Origin of the sequence: Trueperella bialowiezensis, from assembly GCF_900637955.1 — a bacterium.
Lineage (GTDB): Bacteria > Actinomycetota > Actinomycetes > Actinomycetales > Actinomycetaceae > Trueperella > Trueperella bialowiezensis.
The window spans coordinates 1,758,872-1,775,734 of record NZ_LR134476.1; the positions used below are offsets into that span (position 1 = coordinate 1,758,872).

General features: G+C 57.9%; 14 protein-coding genes and 1 rRNA gene. 5 read left to right on the top strand and 10 right to left on the bottom strand.

The window, feature by feature from the left end; all coding sequences use genetic code 11:
* Nucleotides 1–43 precede the first annotated feature (43 nt).
* A 5S ribosomal RNA gene (gene rrf, locus EL234_RS07975) occupies nucleotides 44–160 on the top strand.
* Nucleotides 161–415: 255 nt separating this feature from the next.
* Here the strand turns inward: rrf and rsgA are convergent.
* The 9 genes from rsgA to EL234_RS08020 form a co-directional block, all read right to left on the bottom strand.
* Nucleotides 416–1,471, bottom strand: a complete 1,056-nt coding sequence (gene rsgA / locus EL234_RS07980; protein ID WP_126416951.1) for a ribosome small subunit-dependent GTPase A — start codon at nucleotides 1,469–1,471, stop codon at nucleotides 416–418.
* A gap of 8 nt (nucleotides 1,472–1,479) precedes the next feature.
* Nucleotides 1,480–2,172 carry an ABC transporter gene (locus EL234_RS07985; protein WP_126416952.1) on the bottom strand — a complete coding sequence of 231 codons (693 nt, stop codon included), beginning with the start codon at nucleotides 2,170–2,172 and terminating at the stop codon, nucleotides 1,480–1,482.
* An 83-nt stretch (nucleotides 2,173–2,255) separates the two neighbouring features.
* Nucleotides 2,256–3,023, bottom strand: a complete 768-nt coding sequence (locus EL234_RS07990) for an ABC transporter permease (protein WP_126416953.1) — start codon at nucleotides 3,021–3,023, stop codon at nucleotides 2,256–2,258.
* Entirely contained in the window at nucleotides 3,023–3,922 is a 900-nt protein-coding gene (locus EL234_RS07995) for an ABC transporter ATP-binding protein (protein WP_407701387.1), read from the bottom strand. The genes EL234_RS07990 and EL234_RS07995 overlap by 1 nt, the downstream gene beginning before the upstream one ends.
* A 98-nt stretch (nucleotides 3,923–4,020) precedes the next feature.
* Nucleotides 4,021–5,166 (bottom strand): tetratricopeptide repeat protein, encoded by a 1,146-nt coding sequence (locus tag EL234_RS08000; protein WP_126416955.1) that lies wholly within the window; start codon nucleotides 5,164–5,166, stop codon nucleotides 4,021–4,023.
* A 407-nt stretch (nucleotides 5,167–5,573) separates the two neighbouring features.
* Entirely contained in the window at nucleotides 5,574–6,326 is a 753-nt protein-coding gene (locus EL234_RS08005; RefSeq protein WP_126416956.1) for an amino acid ABC transporter ATP-binding protein, read from the bottom strand.
* The gene (locus EL234_RS08010) at nucleotides 6,326–6,997 is read right to left on the bottom strand and encodes an amino acid ABC transporter permease (protein WP_126416957.1); all 672 of its coding nucleotides are present in this window, start codon (nucleotides 6,995–6,997) and stop codon (nucleotides 6,326–6,328) included. The genes EL234_RS08005 and EL234_RS08010 overlap by 1 nt, the downstream gene beginning before the upstream one ends.
* Nucleotides 6,998–7,000: 3 nt before the next feature.
* Complete coding sequence (locus EL234_RS08015) at nucleotides 7,001–7,834, bottom strand: transporter substrate-binding domain-containing protein (protein WP_126416958.1); 834 nt, start codon at nucleotides 7,832–7,834, stop codon at nucleotides 7,001–7,003.
* Between the two features lie 48 nt (nucleotides 7,835–7,882).
* On the bottom strand, nucleotides 7,883–9,025 hold the full coding sequence (locus EL234_RS08020; RefSeq protein ID WP_126416959.1) for a trans-sulfuration enzyme family protein: 1,143 nt from the start codon (nucleotides 9,023–9,025) through the stop codon (nucleotides 7,883–7,885).
* Nucleotides 9,026–9,540: 515 nt separating this feature from the next.
* Between EL234_RS08020 and EL234_RS08025 the strand changes: the two genes are divergently transcribed.
* The gene (locus tag EL234_RS08025) at nucleotides 9,541–11,391 is read left to right on the top strand and encodes a phosphoenolpyruvate carboxykinase (GTP) (RefSeq protein ID WP_126416960.1); all 1,851 of its coding nucleotides are present in this window, start codon (nucleotides 9,541–9,543) and stop codon (nucleotides 11,389–11,391) included.
* A gap of 132 nt (nucleotides 11,392–11,523) precedes the next feature.
* Nucleotides 11,524–12,099, top strand: coding sequence for an NADPH-dependent FMN reductase (locus tag EL234_RS08030; protein WP_126416961.1), 576 nt, complete (start codon nucleotides 11,524–11,526; stop codon nucleotides 12,097–12,099).
* Nucleotides 12,100–12,261: 162 nt separating this feature from the next.
* On the opposite strand, the gene EL234_RS08035 is transcribed toward EL234_RS08030, so the two are convergent.
* A complete protein-coding gene (locus tag EL234_RS08035) occupies nucleotides 12,262–12,981 on the bottom strand; it encodes a hypothetical protein (protein WP_164712441.1) in 720 nt (239 codons plus the stop codon).
* A 215-nt stretch (nucleotides 12,982–13,196) separates the two neighbouring features.
* Here EL234_RS08035 and EL234_RS08040 point away from each other — a divergent pair, with 215 nt between their 5' ends.
* Nucleotides 13,197–15,881, top strand: a complete 2,685-nt coding sequence (locus EL234_RS08040) for a metallophosphoesterase family protein (protein WP_126416963.1) — start codon at nucleotides 13,197–13,199, stop codon at nucleotides 15,879–15,881.
* Between the two features lie 144 nt (nucleotides 15,882–16,025).
* Complete coding sequence (locus EL234_RS08045) at nucleotides 16,026–16,814, top strand: class I SAM-dependent methyltransferase (RefSeq protein ID WP_164712443.1); 789 nt, start codon at nucleotides 16,026–16,028, stop codon at nucleotides 16,812–16,814.
* Nucleotides 16,815–16,863: the final 49 nt, after the last annotated feature.

Sequence of the window (16,863 nt, forward strand, 5' to 3'; positions counted from 1 at the left end):
ATACGATTCTTGGCTCCCACACTGTGGGTTGCCTTTTGGTTTTGGTGGTGGTTTTAGCGGTGGGGTCACGCCCGGTCCCTTTCCGAACCCGGAAGCTAAGCCTGCCAGCGCCGATGGTACTGCACTTGAGAGGGTGTGGGAGAGTAGGACATCGCCACCAACTATTTTTTGTGGAGGGTGTGAGAGAACCTGGGTTTGGATACCAGGGTTTCTCACACCCTCCACTTTCGTGTCTTGAGTATCGGCAACCCATGCGTGCTTAGCCGGGCAGGCCTGGCTGGTGTGGCCTAGTGGCACGGCTTCTTGTTGTTTCTGCTTATATAGCAAAAACGCAGGATGTAGAGGGCTCCAATGCGAAACGCCGAGACTGTTCGTTCAAAACAGGGAAAACCTATGGCTAATGTGCGATACAGCTCTAGTTAAACCGATTTTTCTGCGCCATAGCCCATCGTCTACCACGCGATGCATTTTTTGAAGCACGGCGTTCATCACGTCGTTGTTGCTGCGCGTATGCGGGATCATTGCGTCGAGCTTCACGTAACATCCGTTGGTAGCGTTCTAGACGTTCCGGGTCTATAACGCCATTTGCGATCATCTCCAGGACAGCGCAATCTGGCTCTGAGGAATGTGTGCAATCAGAAAAGTAGCAGTCCTCGGCTGCTTCTACTATGTCTGAAAACACTTCCTCGATTGCTGCTGGGTCTTCTACCGCGGCCAGCTCACGTACTCCGGGTGAATCGATAAGAATGAAACCGTTGGCGGCCGTGAGCGTTCGGCGTGTAGTTGTATGCCGTCCTTTACCATCTTCTTGTCGTACTGCTTGGGTGGGAAGATCAGTGCCTGTCATGATATTTATTAGGGTCGATTTGCCAGCACCGGATCGACCGAATACTACTGCGTTTCGTCCGAAGGCCAGCTCCCGTTTTAGGGAGTCAAAAGTCTGTAGATCTCCTGTTGACGTGACGAAAAACTTGTCGACGACATTGCAAGCATCGCCCCTAACTTGGTCCACGATACCATCGCCGACAAGATCGGCTTTGGTAGCAATAAGCCAGGCTTCCACCCCGCTAAAACGTGCAATGGCTGCCATCCTCTCTACCCTTGAAAGGGAGAACTGTGGCAACGGTTCTACGATGAGAAGCACATCTATATTTGCGGCAACCGGTTGGCCTTCGTGTCCTCGTTTGGAAGAAGGCCGCTCTAGAAAAGTATTACGGGGTAGCACGAAGGCGATTTTAGATTGCTCGACTGCGACCCAATCTCCGATGACGGGCGGCCAAGTATGCCCGCCCGGAGAATCTGTAGTGAGATGAAATCGTCTTCTCCCAGCTTCTGTGGCGATTTGTACGCTATCGCGATCAACAGCCACCACTCTGCCGGGGCTGGCATTTATTCTTGAGAACTGGCATAACGCAGAAAACTGCGACGCGTGAGCGCTAGTCCAACCAAGACTGGTTAAAATATCTGACATCTCGATTCTCACAGGGAATTGAATTTTAGACCTGAGCGCATTTTGCGGATAGCAACGCCAACCATTGACAGCCCGCCGCACGCCCACACAAAACTAACGCTAAGATCGGTGAGGATTGCAAACCAGTCGAACCCCGCACCCGCTAGTACATCCGTTAAAGCTCGCACGATTCCGGAACAGGGAATCGCATAGCTCACCGCACTGAGCCACTGTGGGAAAAGCCCGGCAGGAACAATTACGCCGGCGAGAATCGGAACAATCGCACTAGCAATATTGGAGCCCTGATAAGGATCTGACATTGCAACTCCAAGGCCGGCCATGGATACGCCCAACAAAGCACCGACCGTCAAAACACCCAAGGTCAACACGGAGAGCACAGCGAAAGATTCGAACCCAGCAGCGCCGGTGGCGAGGGCGATAGCGCCAAGGCAGGCCAGCCCCGTGGGAAGCACGAGCACCATTGGCATCAACGCTGAACCTATCCAATAGGCGACGTCGAGCCGTCGATACTGGTGTACCTCTTGAAAAACGCCAAGGTTACGATCAGTCGCCACTTTAGATACCACTCCGGAGGTCACACCGAGTCCCATGCCTACGAGGGTTGCCGCATGCGCGGTTCGTGCCAGGTCGGGAGCACCGAGGTCACTGCCGAGGAGAACGTTGAAAGTAATCGATAACAGGGGAGAGATCACGATGGTCACGAGCGTCGTCCCAAAAGTAGCGAACGCGATGGACGACGCACGTGAGACGGTAAACGTTGATTGTATGCGCCCGAAGAACCCCATTAGATCACATCCAAAGTTCCGGCTACCCGTGCACGTCGAAGTGCAACCCGCCCCAAAAAGTACGCCAGCACGAGCCAGCAGGCTGTCGTCAGGAGTGTTTGACCAGCTGCAAGCGCGACGCCGTTGGGATCAGTTTTCCCTAACAGAACGCTAATGGGCTCGGTAATAGGAATAAGCCAACCCAACGACTCGATGAACGCAGGAGCTTCGGTGGACGTAAACAGCATTCCGGAAAGAATGAAAACGGGGACGACGAGCAACTCTTCATATGTGATCGCATTCGGTGTGAGCACAAATAAGGCGGCTATCGTAAAAGAAATGGCAAGGCACGCCAACCACAACAGGAAGACGAATAATAGGAACGTGCCCGCGGATACGGGTGCGACTCCGTGCCCGACGTCGGAACCAATCGTGACCAGGTCCCATGCCGCCCACGAAACACCGAAGGCCAGCAAGCCGAAAAGCGACGCCGCTGATACCACTGCCGTGAGCGGTTGAAACACATTGATGCGTGCAGTCACTAAATGAACAAGTGTCCCTTTGAAGCGCTCGAAGCCGAGAATACCGGCGGCCGCCGTGGTGGTCGTCCACATGCCCACGATTGCGCTGCGCACCCATGCGACCCACGGGTCGGCGTCCCACGCGTACAGAGCAATCGCTTGAACGGCCAGCATTGACAGGGTTGACGTCACCATGAGAAACACGAAGTAAGGAACCTTCGCAAATTCGGCGACGTGGAATCCGGTGAGACGTAATTGGCGGAGCATTATGACCGCCGCAGTTCGTTGGCCATCGACACGTAGGCTTCTTCCAAGGTTGGGAGCCGAGACACGAAGTCAACAGGCACAGCTACGTGGGAGTTAGCGAAGACTCTCGTCGCGGCCTCGTGCGCCTGGGCCGGCGTGATCGGCGCCTTCCACAACAATGTGACAGCCCAGTTTGCGCCCTTTGGAGATTTCTTCACGTCTTTAATTTCTGGCAGGTCAGCCAGCGTATCGATGACGTGGGCGTCTGACACCCGGAGCGTGCCCACCGACGTTACTGATATGCCAGCTCGCTCCTTGATCTCGCCCACGTTTCCGGACATAAAGATTCGCCCCGCACCCAACACCGAAATCTGTGATGACAGGTCCTCGATCTCCGACATCGTGTGACTGGTCAGCAGCACGGCATGCCCGGCGTTGGCAAGATCCTTGATGATCGCGCGAACCGTCATGGCAATATCCGGATCGAGGCCGCTGGTCGGCTCGTCCATGATCAGTAAATTCGGTTCGCCGAGCAGTGCCCGAGCAATGTGGAGCCGTTGCACCATTCCACGCGAGAACGTGTTGACCTTGTCGTCTGCCCGATCAGCAAGCGCCACAAGCTCGAGTACCCGGTCAATCTCTGACGTGAGCCGCGAGCGGGCAACCCCAGCAAGATCTGCAAAGAAACGTAGATTTTGCCGCGCGGTTGCACGCGGATAAAAGCCGAGCTCACCACCAATGACTAGCCCCAAACTCCCTCGAGCGGCAGACGGCGACTTCACAGTATCGAAACCATTAACGACGACGTTGCCCGAGCTCGGATTAAGGATCGTCGCCGCCATCTTCACCAGGGTTGTTTTGCCTGCCCCGTTCGGGCCGATGATCGCGTGGATGTCGCCAGCGTCCACGCTCGCCGACACCCCGTCAACTGCGAGGAACTTCCCGTTCTTGAACGTTCGAGAAACGTTGTTAAATTCGAGAACTGGCCGGTTAGTTCTGTGAGTAAATCTGCTCTGATTCAGCGTGTGCCTCCGAATGATTGGAAACCAAGGGGGTCGGTATCAATGAGACGTGCAACCACATCGGCTTCATCGTGCTGGTCTAACTTATAATACGACGCGGCGACGATCTCCCGGAGAGCAACCATAGATTTTAACGCGCCTATATGAAAGAGTCTTCCAAATGCTTGGTTTGCAATGTTGATTGCCTCTCTGTGACGTCCTGCATAGTATAGACCGCAAGAAAGCTCAGAGTAGGCCTCCGGAAGATATTCTGGAGATCGTTTTGCAATACGAGCACAGTTACTCTCCAGCACCGCCACGGCTTGGGTGTAGTCCCCATCTGTGACGTGGAGTTGCGCTACATTGATCGCGATTTGGCTGGAGTAACGAACAGCCATAGATGACTCAACATCATTTAAGATACGCCGGGCCAACGCGTCCTCGATGATGGTGGACGCTCGCTCAAGAAGCTGGAATGCACTTTTTAGAGCACCGGATTTTTGGACTGTGAGCGCTTCAAGATTTAACTTCAGAGCGGTTTCAAGGGGCGAGCCAGACTGAGTTAAATGGGTGCTCTCAAAACTTGAGTTTAATATTACGGATCCATGTTCGACTCGCGAAAAACGCTTGATTTCAGCGGCAGCTAAACGGTGTGCTGCTAAGTAACGCTCGCTTGGGTCACGAGTGCGGTCTTGAGCCAGCTCAAAACACTCTCTTGATTTTTCGCTCCCTATAGCCGCGAGTACGGTGCCTGCAACTATAAAGTCGTCGTAATCGCCACTTTTTAACAGTTCTTCCCAACACATTTCGGAAGCCAATGACACCGCTTCATACGATCCAAAGAAGGTGAGAGCAGCGTCGGCGCAGATGCCAAAACTCTTGCCGGAAAAACAAATCCACTCCGCAATCTTGTCGTCACTCACCGGATCTATGCCAGAAATGCGGCAGTGTTCAACGTAAAAGATGCTGAGTTCGTCGAACTTTCTAACACCGAGGTCCGTACTGATCACCGGGGCGGAAAGACTGCGCCACTTCCTGCCTGGTGATGGGTGTGCTCCATGAGCATCGGCGATGAGCAGGCTTCGCTCGTAAAATGCGGGAGAATGCGGGAGAAATTCGAGTTTCTCCCGCATCTCCTCAATATGGCTTTGAATATAATTCACTGCGTCACCAAATCATCGCGGATCCGGCTTCAATCCTCCACCATGATTCCACGCGTGCATGAGATCAGAGAACTGCCCGAGTTTCTTTGCTTCAAGCTTGGCTGCGATCTTTTCGGCCTTTTTCATGTTTACTCCTTCAACGAGTAGTTTTGATTCCATTTTCAGTCTCTCTAATCTAGAGCTAGTCCAAATAATTGAGACAGCTTCTAGTAGAGCACATCCAGCTACCCAAGTGTTAGGTTTCCCAACTAACCGCGTTGTGAGGTGCATCACAGTTCGGGCGTGCTCGGCTACGCTTGCCGAGCACTTTAAGAGAATCCCCAACGCCCTTAAGTAGGTAGCACGCAGGTAACTGGGCAAAAGGGGCTTTGGGATATCATCACGACTTGGATTGCGCTATATAATCTTCACGAAGCAGCGAAAATAGCCAAGAACTTAGCGATTCGCTCGGTAGGCGCATCGAAGAATGCTGCGGGATCGCCGTCGTAATCCACCCGCCCGTCTTGGAGGAAGATGATGCGGTCGGCGCTGTGGCGGGCGAAGGCCATGTCGTGAGTGACGACGATGAGCCCGGTGTCAGCAGACGCGATGTCAGCGAGCACGCGGCGTACCTCCACCGCCAGCTCCGGATCGAGCGCGGAGGTCGGCTCGTCGCACAGCAGGAAGTCCGGCTCCATGGCAAGCGCGCGGGCGATAGCCACCCGCTGGCGTTGCCCGCCCGAAAGCTGGTACGGGTAGGCGCTCTCCCGCCCGGCGAGCCCTACTTTGGCCAGCAGGTCGTCGGCAAGCTGGTCGGCCTCGTCCTTGCTGCGCCCCTTCGATTTCACGACGCCGAGCGTCACGTTCTCGCGTGCTTTCAAGTGTGGAAAGAGCTGGAAATCTTGGAACACCATCGCCGAATGCGCACGCACCCGGCGTTTGGTCTGCTCGGGGACGCGCCCGCCGAAATCCACGGTGACGTCCGCGAACTCGAGTGTGCCGGAGTCAGGGAACTCGAGCAGGTTCACACACCGTAGCAGCGTTGACTTGCCAGAACCGGACGGGCCGAGCACCACCGTCGTCTCGTCAGAACGAAAGTCGAGCGAGATCGAGTCGAGTGCGACGACGTCGTCGTTCGTCTTAGACGTGAACGTCTTCGAAAGATTGCGTAGTCGGAGCATTAGGCGTCACTTTCTATGAATCGGGACGTGCGCTTTTCGAGAGCCATCTGCAGCCACGTGAGCAGGGTGCTGATCACCAGGTAGATGACGGCCACCTGGATGTACATGAGCAGCGGCTCGAAATTGCGCGAGGCAATGAACTGGGCTTGTAAGAACACGTCGACGAGCGTGATCGACGAAACCAGCGACGTCCCTTTCACCAAGTCAATGAAATTGGACGTGAGCGTAGGGATCGCCACCCGGAAACCCTGAGGGACGACGACGTAGCGCAAAATCTGCACATGCGTCAGGTTAAGCGACCTGCCGGCTTCCCACTGCCCCTTAGGGACGGAGGTCAGTCCGCCGCGCAAAGCCTCCGCATTATACGCGCCTGTGTTTGCGGCGAGTGTGCAGATTGCGGCCGGCCAGGCATCGATCTGGATGCCGGCCGACCCCAATCCGAAGAACACGATAAAGAGCTGCACCAGAAGGGGAGTGCCGCGGAAAATCCACACGTACACGGCGCCCAGCTGGCTGAGTACCGGCACCCTTTCGAAACGCACGATCGCCACCACGATCCCGATGGCAAACGCCAGCAGAAACGACACCACTGCCAGAGGGATCGTCACCTTGACCGTGGCGGAAAGTAGCGTGGGGAATGATTCACTCCAAATCTCGATAGCTCGTTGCATGGTTTACTTCGCGTTCTGGCGAGCAGACAGATCCTCGCCCACATACTTCTTCGTGATCTCGCCGATCGACCCGTCGGCGATTCGCTTTTCGATAGCTGCGTTCAGTTCGTCGATAAACTCCTGTTCGCCCTTGCGGACCAGGATGGAGCAGCAGCCAGGCGATTCGATTTCGCCCTCGAGCAGGCGGAGCGAGACGTCCGGGTTTTGCTCTTGATAGAGCCGGAAAGCCACGATGTCGTTAATCGTCGTGTCAGCACGCCCGGAAGCGACCAGCTGCAACGACGGCACCAACCCCTCCGAGACCACGAGTTCCATTCCGAAATCATCGGCTGCGATCTTGCCCCAATTCGACGTGGGTGTTTGCGCGGACTTCACCGACGAATCAAGATCACTCAAACTCTGCAACGGGGAATCGGCTTTCACAGCCGCCTTACCGATTGCACGAGTGTAGGGATCGGAAAAGTCAAACTTTTCTTTGCGTTCGTCCGTGACCGCGAGCGAGTCGATGACGACGTCGTACTTATCGGCATCCACGCCGGCGATCAACGAATCCCACGGAGCGGGCGTCCAGTCCACCTCAAGGCCAAGATCATCGGCGAGCAGCTCCATGATCTCTACCTCGATACCGGTCAGCTGATTGTTATCGTCATGGTAGGCATAGGGAAGATAATCGCCTTCCGTGCCGACTCGGATTTTCCCGGTTTCGCGCGCCTGCTCGAGAAGCGTGTTGCCAGCCTCTGGCGAGGCCGTGCCTTCGTTCGATCCGCCCCCTGAACAGGCAGCGAGCGCAAGGGAGATAGTTAGTGCGCCGAATGCGGCAAGAGATTTCTTTGACATGGGTAACCTTTCATTGTGTGCTTGTTAAAGTGCTTGGTCGGCAGCGCGCTATCGGGTACGGGCTGCCGCCTCGAGAGCGGATGACAGGGTGTCGATGATGTCGTCGATGTCTTCAATCCCGACGGCGAAACGCAAGAGCGTGTCGGAGATTCCAGCTTTCGCGCGGTCAGCTTCCGTAAACGACTCGTGGGTCATCGTGGCAGGCGTGCAAATCAGGGACTCCACGCCGCCAAGGGAGACCGCGTAGTCGATAAAGCCGAGGTTTGACACGAACGCCTCGTGGTCGACGTCGGGGGCAAGCTCAAAGGAGAGCACTGCGCCGATGCCGCGAGCCTGCTTACGCTGGATCTCGGCTTCCTGCGCCGAGCGCGAGCCGGCGTAGTTCACCCGCGAGATCTCCGGCCGGTTGCTCAGGAAATCAATAACCGCCAAGGTGTTGTCCTGCTGGCGCGCAAGACGCAGATCGAGAGTCTTAATCCCGCGAATCAGACTGTAGGAATCGAAGGGAGCAAGCGGCGAACCGTACGTGTTGCGGTGGAACTGGACGCGCTCGATCAGATCGTCGTCGTTGGTCACAACCGCACCTGCGAGCAGATCGCCGTGCCCACCCAAATACTTGGTGGCCGAATAGACGGACACGTCCGCGCCCAGTTCGAGCGGACGCTGCAGACGTGCGGTGAGGAACGTGTTGTCGACGGCGAACAGCACTCCTTTAGCTTTTGCCGCGGCGGCGACGCGCGCGATGTCAATGACCTCGAGCCCGGGATTCGTGGGGGTCTCAATGAAGATGAGCGCGGTGTCATCCGGGATCGCATCCGCGGTCAGCGAGTTGGGATCGTCGAGGAAATCGTAGGAGATCCCGTACTTGGGGAAGTAGGTGGTGGCGTACCGGTACGTTCCGCCGTAGAGGTTACGCGAAAGCAGCACCCGCTGGCCGGGGTCGACGAGCGAGAAGATCGACGCCGTCGCCGCCATACCTGTGGCGAATGCCGCCGCGTGCCGGGCGTCCTCGATAGCCGCGAGCAAGGTCTCAGCCGCTGCGCGCGTGGGATTCGAGCCGCGCTGGTAGGCGTGCGGGCCGAACGTGCCATCCGTGGGCTGGGCGAACGTGGACGATAGCTGAATAGCAGGAACAATACCGCGGTCGGGAGATTTTCCGGAACCGTGAATAAGACGGGAATTGCGACGCATGGGTATACCTTTCTGAGTATGGAAATGTAGAAATATGTAGAGATCGGTGCCCGTAGATACAGTTCACCTACAAAGGTGCAATTCACCTGTGAAGGTGCCCGTCACCTGCGGGCTGAAAAGGATTTGGGTGCAGTTATCCCGTAAACGGGAAACAAAATTTCGATTCGGCTATGTGCGCGAGCCGGGCTCAAGCGCGAAAAATTAGCCACACATTCGGAAACAGAACATGGAAGCACACATCATTGCGCCGCGGGTGGCGGTCGCAACGGTCGAGGTCAGCTTCGTGTTCGTCATGGGCAACATTCCACAACATAGAAATTGAAAAGTCAACTTCAGATCAAGAGAGTTTCGAATACCGTCCAAACTTTAAGACGGATGGGGCTTTCGTCCATGATTCGCGCGGGGCTAAATCAGCGGAAAAGCGGGTCAGTTGAGTTGAACAAAAGTGCGCGGCGGGAGATGATAATAACTGCGAGATTAAACCGCAAATGCGTGAAACGCAGAAAGAAGGAGCAATGAAGGATATCGACGGTATCCTGGACGAGGCTGGTCTTACGAACCCGCACGTCCGCGAATATGTCAAAGAGTGGGCCGAGATTACCCAGCCTGAGCGTATTGAGGTAGTCAACGCGGCAGATGATGACCGTCTGCTCGCCGAGTCCGTTGAAGAAGGCGAAATTCTCCCTGTTAAGGGCGGCCTGTACTACTCGCGCTCCTACTGGAAGGACACGGCACGCTCCGAAGAGCGCACCGTCGTCGCCACGTCGGATCCGAAGGAAAAGGGCGTTTACAACAACTGGCGTGACGCCCAAGAAACCGTGGACGTGCAGATCAAGCGTATGACCGGCGCGTCCAAGGGCAAGACCATGTACGTCCTGCCTTACCTCATGTCGCCCGTTGGCAACCCGCTTGAGAAGTACGCAGTGGGCGTGGAGCTCACCGATTCCCGCACGGTTGTTCACCACATGATCCGCATGGCTCGTGTGGGCGTTGAATACGTCAACAACCTCAAGGAGCCCGATCACTTCGTGCGCGCCGTCCACGTGACCGGCGATCTGGAGAACCTCGGCCAGGGTACCGACGACGACCAGCGTCTGTTCGCGACCGTCGCCGACCGCCGCACGATCCTCCACTTTGGTTCGTCCTACGGTGGTAACGCGCTGCTGGGCAAGATTGCTCACGGCCTGCGTCAGGCCTGCTACGACGGCTGGGACTCGAAGGAGTTCCTCGCCGAGCAGTTCATGCTCATCGGTATTACCGATAAGGAAACCGGCCGCCGCTACCACATCTGTGGTGGCTTCCCGTCGGCGTCGGGCAAGACCAACCTTGCGATGATGCTTCCGCCGGATGCACTTGGTGACCGCTACCAGGTTGACTTCTACGGTGACGACATCGCCTGGCTCTGGGTCAACCCGGAAGATGGCAAGCTCTACGGCATGAACCCCGAGTTCGGTGCGTTCGGTGTTGCTAAGGACACGAACGAGGTCACGAACCCGACAGCCATGGAGTCGATCGCTCCGGGCACCAAGGTTCTGTTCACCAACGTTGCCTACAACGAAAAGACGCAGGAAGTCTGGTGGGAGGGTCTCACGCCTGAACCGCCAGCCGACGTCGATGGCTGGATCGACTGGAAGGGCAACCGCATCGCGGACCGTCCGGTGGAGAACCAGCGTTCCGGTGCGAAGGAAGACGCCTGGGCACACCCGAACTCGCGCTTCACGACGACGCTCGCGAACGTTCCGAACGTGGCTGAAGACTTCGAGCGCCCCGAGGGCGTGCCGATCGACGCCATTATCTTCGGTGGTCGTGCACGCGACCGCGAGCCGCTCATCCGCGCACTCCGTTCGATTCCGGAAGGCGTTTACGACGGCCTCACGCTCGGTGCGGAAGCAACCTTCGCTGCTGAAGGCAAGGAAGGCGTGCTCCGCTACGATCCGATGTCGATGCGTCCGTTCATGGCCTACCCGGAGGGCGAGTACGCTGCACACTGGCTGCGCATCATCGGCGCCGCGAAGGAAACGCCGATCTTCGCTCACGTCAACTGGTTCCAGCGCGACGAAGACGGCCGCTACATCTGGCCGGGCTACCGCGACAACCTTCGTGCACTGCTGTGGCTCATGGATCTCAAGGAAGGCCGCGCTGAAGGCCAGGAGACCCCGGTGGGTATCCTGCCGCGTCAGGAAGAGCTCAACCTTGAGGGCATGGACATCGCCCAGGAGGATCTCGATCAGCTGCTCTACATCGATGAGAAGAAGTGGCTGGCTGAGATGGAGCGCCGCGAGGAGCACCTCGAGCAGTTCGATGGTCTGCCAGAGGAAATCTGGGAGGCTCACCGCGACGTGCTGAAGAAGTTCGAAGAGAACTAATCGCTTCAAAGCCGTACGGCGTCTCGTGACTGACACGGATCGTTCGTAACGCGCTTAGCTGAAAAGGACCCGGCCACGCTATAACTGGCCGGGTCCTTTTCTTCATGTACAGTAGTCTGAGGAGGTTTCGACATGAAGAAAATTGTTGTTTTGGTCGGTAGCCTACGTACCGGCTCCTTTGCTCGTAAGATTGCCAACGAAGCAATCCGGCTGATGCCGGAAGATTTCGACGCCAAGATCGTCGAGATTGGTCATCTTCCACTTTACAACTTTGACTATGATGACCCGGACAACACTGACGTGTCCACGCCGGAGGAGTACACCGAGTTCCGCGAGACGTTGAAGGCCGCCGATGGCGTGCTTTTCGTGACTTCGGAGAACAACCGCACGATCCCGGCGGTGCTCAAGAACGCTGTGGACATCGGTTCCAAGCCGAACAGCGACGTGGCATGGGTTGGCCTGCCGGCCGGAATCATCTCGCACTCGGTTGGTCGCATGGGTGGCTACTCGGCGCACAAGAACCTGCGCCTGGCTCTGAGCTACTTCGAGATGCCGATCACCGGCCAGCCGGAAGTTTTCCTTGGTCAGTCGAACACGCTGCTTGACGATGACGGGCGCTTCAAGAGCGATGACACCCGTGACTTCGTTGCCAAGTACCTGGGCGTGTTTGAGAAGCTCGTGCGGGACAACCCGCGTAAGCGCGACTAACACTCTGCGCCCGTGAGTGCGGACCTAGGTGGGAGCAGGCTTAACTCAGACTGAGCCCAGCTAGGAACGTGGAAAGACAACTTGCTCGCCAATAAGGCTGGCGTATACGGGGGTGTGGCTCTTCGGAGCCACACCCCTTTTTTCATGCGGTACTTCTGTGGTTTATGGCGTATCGCTGAACGTCTGGCCATTCACGGCAGTAGCAGTCCACGTCACTTCACATGTAGACACGCCGTCAGGTGCCGAGGAGGTCTGTGCAAAATCGTCAGTTTCCAACGAGTACGAAATTGATCTGACGGCCGAGAGGTCACTGTGGAACTGAACGGAACCAGCCACCACCTGCCATGAGCCATCTTGCCCGCAGGGCGTCGCGATCTGCGAACCAGATGGTATCTCTAGCCCGCCAGCAACAGTTCCGCTTGCTAATCCGGCGCTATCAGGGCTGGTAAACACGGTGTTGTCGAGGAGTAGTCGCATGTCTGAGCGGAGCAACGGCAACGGATCGTGCGGGTTCGGTTCCCGACCATCGACGGCCACGAGTTCGACCTCGTCGCCCTGGCCGTAATTCGCGGCGAGCGAGTAGGCGAGCGCATCCTGATCTCCGAGCAATGAGGAGCGTACCTCAACGTTGAAGGCCGCGTAGTCTAAGTCGTCGATTGTTGATAGTGCGTCTGCGGCGAGCCCTGTGCCAGCATCGGGGCGCGGCATCGGCGTGTGAGAATCTGATGTTTCTGGTGTGGCCGGCTCGGGCTCTGACGGCAGGGCATCTGACGAATCGGTGGCGCTTTCTTCGGGTGGTGTTGGCGAATCTGCACATCCTCCAAGTGCAAAAGCCGCAGCAACAGCCACGCTACATCTGGCTAGTGTGCGCAAAACTCGCATTGTCCTACCTTTACTGGCTTACTCGTTGTGCTCCTATGCTGTGTCGATGCTACCAAGAGCTTTTGCCCCGGCGTGGGAGAAGCGGAGTGCTGTGCCAGCTGTTTACGCAACATTCGTCTGCCGGTCTGAAGATAGGGAGTTGGCGTTTGCTTTCCCTCCGTAGCCTCGAAAGAGACGTGGTATCACACGTCCGTTTCGAGTTTTAGGGGAGAAAAGTGTCTCGCTATCGAGTATTTTCTACGGCTGTCGCCGCACTTGCCGCGGCAGCAGTGTTTACACCTACGTCTGCGATCGCTGCAGATGATGGGCAGGCATCAAATGACCCAGCTGATTCTGGGATCGTCGTCGTTGTAAGTCTGGACGGTGTGGAGTCCGATCTTGAAAACCCGGTGCCTGCACAGGACAGCCCGGCGCCAGCACAAGACGAAGCAGCGCAGCAGGATGCGACGTCGCAACCCGCTGGCGTCGAAGCATCGGCGCAAGCTCATGCGGCAGGGGAGGAGACGACGTCGTCGAACTCTTCGGCAGAGCCAAACGCAGCCGAGCCAAACGCAGCGGAGCCTAACGCGGCAGAGCCAAACGCCTCAGACGGTGAAGCTTCGGAAGAAGGCGGGCCAGCTCTGTATTCGACCCGGGCCGCTCAGCCTGAGGTGCTCGCGAAGGTATCGGTGGAATCGCCGGCGCTGTCGTCGACGAATCCGAACCCGGTGGTGGTTGATGGTGTGACTGTCCCGCCGGCCCCGCGGGCAGGATTCCGCGTGTTGCCGTACTTGCAGCAGCCGTCGTCGGATGGCATGACGATCAACTTCTTCTCCGAAACGGGCACGCAGGCCACCGTGAAAGTGACCGGCCCCGGGCTGCCAGCCGAAGGTGTGACGTTCGCGGTTGACGGCGTCGCTAATCCAGTGACCAACTATCAGGAAGCAGAGCTGAAGCAGGGTGATCGGGTCCAGCCGGGTACCGTGACGGGTGGTTCGCAGTTGACTGTTCCGCAAGGCACGTGGATCCGAGCAGCGAACGCCTACAAGTACTCGCAGCGAATCGCGGATCTGCTGCCGGATGCTGAGTACCGTTACACGGTGACGGTAGACGGCTACGAGCACACGTCGCATTTCCGGACGTTCCCAACGATCGGCTCCGAGATTGCGCGGCCGATCCACTTCATCGCGTTCTCCGATACGGAAACCGATCAGGTTGGGCGTGTCACCTACCGTGAATGGGTGAAAGGCCCGCTTGCTGAAGGTTCGGAACCGCGCCCGGATGCCAACGATTCGGACTGGGTGCGCAAGTTTGGCAACAATAGGCGCGACGGCGAAATGCAGCTTCGCTACATGCTCACCGAAGACCAAGCGCAAAAGTTCAACAACGAACTGATCAAGCAGGCAAACCCGGACATGCTGATCATCGCGGGTGACATCGTGGAGCGCGGCTCGTGGCAGACCCACTGGGATGAGTGGTTCCGCTACTTCGCGGGCGACGAGAATGCGATTTTGGATTCGATTCCGGTCAATACGTCGCTGGGTAATCATGAGGTGTACGGGTACTGTAATTCGGCCGATGATTGCACGCCTGTGATCCGGGCTCGCGCCCAGTACAACTGGCATTTTGATACGCACGGATCGTCGAATCCGGAGCATCGGGACGCCTACCATCGGGTGGATTACGGGCCGATCACGGTGATCTCCTTGGACTCGACGAATGGCACGGACCAGACGACGGGCGATGCGCTGCCAGATGCGATGCGGATTACCGGCGACGATTCCACGTTGACGCCCGACCAGTACGGCACGGACACCCAAAACAGATTCACGTTCGAGCAGTACGAGCGAGACTTCCCCAAGACCGTTGAAGCCGGCTGGTGGGGTGAAGGCGCTGATCCAACAAAGCCGGACCAGCCCAACTTCATGCCGGGCACCCCGCAATACCAGTGGCTTGAAGAGCAGCTCAAGGATGCGCGAGATGCTGGTCAGGTGATTATTCTGCAGTGGCATCACGTGGCCTACTCGAACGGCGTACACGGCACGACGATGGGTCACGAACACGTGGATGCCCAGCCGGGCACGCCAATGCGTCACTTGCAGCCGCTCCTGGAAAAGTACCATGTGGCAGCCGTGATCTCGGGGCACGACGAGACCTTCCAAGCCTCCTACGTGGATGAGGACGGCGACGGTATCGGCACGTATCACTGGGATGTGGGCGTGGCGTCGGACGGGCTACGCGGGGAGCGCATGATCAAGGATCCGAACAACCCGGACGGGCCGTACATCCCGCTCGCGTTTAACACGCATTCGGTGTGGATGGCTCAGCGCGACGTGCCTGAAATGTGGGTGACGAACGAGAACGGTGTTAAGCACCTCGTCGACGGCGGTAAGAACTACGGCTACCTTGACCTCGTGCTCAAGCGCTACGAAGGCGAACCGCTACGTTCTGGCGAACTGCCACATTCGGTACTGCGCATGCTGCCGGTGGCCATGTTCCCGATTCTCAACGATGCTTACGACGTCGTACGGGTTGAGGCTCGCCCGATGGAAAGCGGTCTGCAGCTGGTGTACTTCGACTCGAGGGGCAACATCCTTGATCCGAACAAGTTGCCAGTGCCGGACGTGATTGAGCTGCCGGGCGGTCAGGCTCCGGGCGCGCAGGTTGCGCCGGCTGCGGATGGCAAGCCGGCAGGAACGGTCGTGGCAGCGGCCAAGGCTGATCCGAAGAAGGCTGGTTCTGCTCAGGCTGACCCGAAGAAGGCTGATCCGAAGAAGGCGCGTGCAGCCTCGGCGAAGGACTCGCCGGTCTTGGCGAACACGGGCGGTTCGGCAGCTGGTCTGGCAGAGGCAAGTGCTCTGCTGGCTATCGGCGGGCTGCTACTTGTGGTCTCGCGCCGCCGTGGTGGCTCACAGGCGTGAGCGATCTGAATCAAACAGTGCGCTAGCGAGCTGGTCGAGTACGCTGGCGAACTGTAACGGTGGGGCCGGGAGTATTCCCGGCCCCACCGGCGTCTACGGGTAGGATTGCGCTCGATAGTCAACAGGAGGGGAGGTGCGATGGGCATGACGCCGAATCCGTTCGCCTCGGTAGGCGCTGCAGCGCAGGCCTACATCGACGTGCGGCCAAACTACCCGGAGGCGGTGCTCGACTCTCTGAACATTGACCGTGATTCGGTGGTGCTCGACGTCGGCGCAGGCACCGGCAAGCTGACCGCGCAACTGGCTGAGCGTTCGGCACACGTGTGGGCCGTAGAACCGGCGGCGGACATGCGCGCCGCCTTTGCCAAGGCGCTTCCAGACTTCCCACCAGAGCGCCTGCTGGCGGCACCCGGCGAATCGTTGCCCGTTGCAGATCAGTCGGTCGACGTGCTCACCTATGGCCAGTCGTGGCATTGGCTTGATGAGCGGGCGGCCGCGGCAGAGGCCGCCCGCGTGGTCCGGCCAGGCGGGCTCGTCGCAGTACTCTACAACCAGTTAGACGTGCGCCAAGCGTGGGTGCACCGCCTGTCTCGTATCATGCGTTCTGGCGACGTCCACCGCGCCGATCGCCCACCCGACCTGCGCATTCCCGGCCATCACGGCCACATGGAACGCCCATTCACCCAGCCCGAACTGCTTCGCACCGTATGGATCGACCAGCTGAGCCCCGAGCAGATTTACGCCCTTGGCACCACCCGATCATCGTGGATCAATAACAACGACGCCGGGCGAGCTCGCATGCGTAAAAACCTCACCTGGTATCTCGCCGAACATTTAAAGGTGCCGGGCGACGGCGTCGTCGGGCTTCCCTACCAAGTACACGCCTGGATCGCACGGCGACAACCCGCAAAAACCGCCCCCGGCGGGAAATAAAAGCCCAGCTTGAAGCGGCCACGCTCACAGGATGAACCTCACAGCCCAA